General features: G+C 41.5%; 3 protein-coding genes. 2 read left to right on the top strand and 1 reads right to left on the bottom strand.

What is annotated here, in order from left to right:
- Positions 1–375: DUF6143 family protein (locus Ga0466249_RS25615; protein WP_246589062.1), on the top strand; the 375-nt coding region annotated here is incomplete at its 5' end.
- 428 nt (positions 376–803) lie between these two features.
- Entirely contained in the window at positions 804–1,385 is a 582-nt protein-coding gene (locus Ga0466249_RS25610) for a DUF4489 domain-containing protein (protein WP_215832338.1), read from the top strand.
- 177 nt (positions 1,386–1,562) lie between these two features.
- Here Ga0466249_RS25610 and Ga0466249_RS25605 read toward each other — a convergent pair whose 3' ends face one another.
- The gene (locus Ga0466249_RS25605) at positions 1,563–3,710 is read right to left on the bottom strand and encodes a CDC48 family AAA ATPase (protein ID WP_215832337.1); all 2,148 of its coding nucleotides are present in this window, start codon (positions 3,708–3,710) and stop codon (positions 1,563–1,565) included.
- Between the last annotated feature and the right edge of the window lie 105 nt (positions 3,711–3,815).

Genomic DNA, 3,815 nt, shown 5'->3' with positions numbered 1-3,815 from the left:
GGGACAGAAACTGCTTCCAATCTGGTAACGCCGTCTAATATGACATTATTTATGAACCGGAGACCGGCAGTGGAGTTAAAATTTGCTCAAGAGATTTCTGCTGTGCCAAATGACGGAGTGAATCCTTTTGATAAGATAATTCCTGCCATAACGACAGTTGTAGCAGAAAAAGACAGAAGGTTTATTATTTCGCCGGGAGGCTCTTTTGGCATCTTTTTAGTAGGGCAAGAGCTAGCCTGCTTGCAGGCTAGAATTGCTTTCGGCTGGTGGGAAGAAAAGAAAATAATCATAAAAAGATCCAAACATTTAAAGAAGGTTTGTCGGTTAAAACAGATTGACCCCTTAAGTCTAGACAATAACTCTTCAAATCTTTAACGTTGTATGTCTGAAGGATTGGCCGGGCAATGAAAAACGATTTTCAATAAATGATCTATAATTCGAATAAGCAATATCCGGGTTACATAACACAAAAAAGTTACTTCAAGCATATAATATTATATAAAACAAGGAGATGATAAAAACAGGAAAAGATGACTGGTTGATTTTCTATAAAGACTCGTACGATTTATAACGTTTTCTTTCAACATCCAGTTTTTTAGGACTCCCGATGGCCTTTTCTTGAAAAACTCAGCAGTTCGTTCTAAGAATTCAGCTTTCCAGCTGCTGGCCATACGGAGATATACCACTTTTGCCTTAAATTCTGCTAAGTATTGATTTCGCTTATTTAGGTCTTCATTGTAACTCGCGATTTTAGTTTTGTATCTCAATTCTTGGTTTCATTATATTTAAGGGGGAATGAATATATGGATTCAATGTCGAAACCTAATGGGAAAGATAATTTAGAAAATAATCGATATCCAAAATCAGGTTTAACTCTTTTAAAATGTGGAATTCCTGGCACAGCATCAATAACTATACCAGCAACTGGAGGAACGCCTTTAGCCGTTACTGTTGCTTCTCTTACTACAAATATTTCTTGTTTCTGTAATCCATGCATAAAGCTTGAATTTGCTAGTAATGTAACAGTTCCAACTGCTAATTCTGTAACGTTAAACTTCCAGGTATTTAAACTTTGTAACAATCAATACCAAGCAATTGCTGTTGGACCAAAATGGGTTTTCGCAAGAAGCCTTGATGTTGCTTTAACTCCTTATAGTGGTTCTGTATCTTTAGCTACTACAGATACAGTCTCATTCTTCGTTTGTGATTGTTGTGATTGTCCAAGTAAATGCTGTACCTATACTGTAGTAGTAACTCCTGAGATTGATGGAGCTGTTAGTACTGTTGTTAATATTACCAATGCAACACTTTCAGCAATAGCTGTAGATAGTGTAAATCAATGTTGTAATGCCCCCCGTTCTCAAGACACAGATTTAAAAATTTAAGTTGGAATGGCGAGAGCGCATTTCCTTGGCATGGAAATGCGCTCTTAAATTTTACCACACTTTTCCGGCGGACGACGTCGACTTCCTTCATAAAGAATGTAGCGCCATGAATTAATCTTCACTTACGGTTAATTCATGACGCTACATTCTTTAATACCAAAGATATTAGGAGAATTTTCAGGAAGTTCTTTTCTGTACAAGAAGTTTACTAATAGCCGTTTGAAAATGATGCTTTTGCAGAATCAATTCAACTTCATCCAACTGGCCAGTCATAATACAGTTGCGAACTAATAATCTGGCGGCATTATTACATACCAGTTCAATTTGTGCGCCTGACCACCCTTCGGTTTGCCTGGCCAATTCAGTCAAAATAACGTCATTGGCTAGTCTCCTGCCATTCGTGTGTACGCCAAAGATAAGCCCCCGTTCATTCAGATCAGGCAGGGGTATTTCCAGCATTAAATCAAACCTTCCCGGCCGAAGCAGCGCTTCGTCAATTAAATCCGGCCGATTTGTTGCCGCTACAACATTAACACTTTTAAGTTTTTCAAGCCCGTCAAGCTCAGTAAGAAGCTGACCTACAATGCGGTCCATGGTAGCATCGCCACTATTGCCGCCAGCTTGACGCCTAGGAGCCATGGCATCCAGTTCATCAAAAAATATAATGCATGGGGCAACCTGCCGAGCCTTCTTAAATATTTCTCGCACACCTTTTTCGGATTCTCCTACCCACTTGGAAAGCAGTTCCGGGCCTTTGATTGATATAAAGTTAGCCTGACATTCTGTAGCTATTGCCTTGGCCAGCAAAGTCTTGCCTGTGCCTGGCGGACCGTACATCAGAATGCCTTTAGGAGAAGGAAGCAGGGCTTGTTGGTAAAGCCTTTCATATTTGATTGGCCATTCAATAGCTTCCTGCAACTCTTGCTTAACCTCATCCAATCCTCCAATCTGATCCCAATGAACATTAGGGTTTTCAACAAAAACTTCCCGGATAGCTGATGGCTCGATCTCGGCTAACGCCTGGAGAAAATTCTCCATTGATACTGTCAAATCCCGCAGTAATTCATATGGCAAATAATCTTGACTCATATCTATCTCAGGTAAAATACTACGTAAAGTGATCATAGCAGCTTCCCGGCACAAGGCTGCCAAATCAGCCCCTACAAAACCATGGGTAATATTTGCCAGTTGAACTAATTCCACATTTGACGCAAGCGGCATACCTCTTGTATGTATTTGCAGGATCTTTAACCGTCCGTTTTTATCAGGAACGCCAATATTGATTTCACGATCAAAACGTCCGGGACGCCTCAATGCTGGATCAATTGCATCCGGGCGATTCGTTGCCCCGATAACGATCACTTCCTGTCTGGATTCCAACCCATCCATAAGAGCCAACAGTTGGGTTACTACTCGTTTTTCTACTTCACCGGTCACCTCGGCACGCTTTGGAGCTATTCCATCCAATTCGTCCAGAAATATAATACTTGGCGCATTGTCCCTGGCTCGCTCAAAAATTTCGCGTAAATTCGCCTCACTTTCCCCATAATACTTGGCGATAATTTCAGGCCCGCTAATTTGGGTAAAGTTAGCATCGGTCTCTCCCGCAACCGCCTTAGCAATCAATGTTTTGCCTGTCCCAGGCGGCCCGACAAGCAGAACTCCTTTAGGAGCTTCAATCCCTAAGTGCTCAAAAATTTGCGGATATTTTAGCGGCAGCTCAATCATTTCACGAATACGCTGAACCTCACGCTCCAGACCGCCGATATCCTCGTAGCTAATTTTTTGTCCCATGCCTTTTTTCTCGCCAGTATTATCAATCGGTTTCATTTTCACCCGAGTAGAAGCTTTGATTAAAGCTAGTCCGTCTGGTTTTGTCGCCATTACACGAAAGTCCTGAGCGCTAGAGCCAAATAGATTTACCCGTACCCGGTCTCCGCTGGTAACGCACACACCTTCAAGAATTTTCCCCAAATAGCTGGTATCTTTGATCATCCGTCCAGTAGGCACAGTACCTAATGGTATCAAGGTAATCTCCTGGGCCAAAACGGGTTCAGCCTTATATACATTAATTTTATCTCCCAAACTGCCTTGCACATTTTCACGAGTTATGCCGTCAATTTGAATAATCTCTTTGTTTCTGTCGTCAGAAAAAGCAGGCATAACTCTGGCCGCAGTACGACGCCGACCAGCCAGTTCCACTATATCGCCGATTTCTACGCCCAATTTAACGAAATCAACAGGATCAAGCCTGGCAAAATTTCTCCCTACATCTTTAGACAATGCTTCGGCAATTTTTAAAGATACCACCTCGTTTTTCCCCATTACTTGCAAATCCTCCTATTGTTGTTCATTTACCCGTGCCAATTTGACTTCCAAAATGCCGTTATTATAATGTTTTACTAAAGAATTCGGATCAATAGGAACACT

This window comes from Pelorhabdus rhamnosifermentans (genome assembly GCF_018835585.1).
Lineage (GTDB): Bacteria > Bacillota > Negativicutes > UMGS1260 > UMGS1260 > Pelorhabdus > Pelorhabdus rhamnosifermentans.
This window is presented reverse-complemented; position numbering and strand designations above follow the sequence as displayed.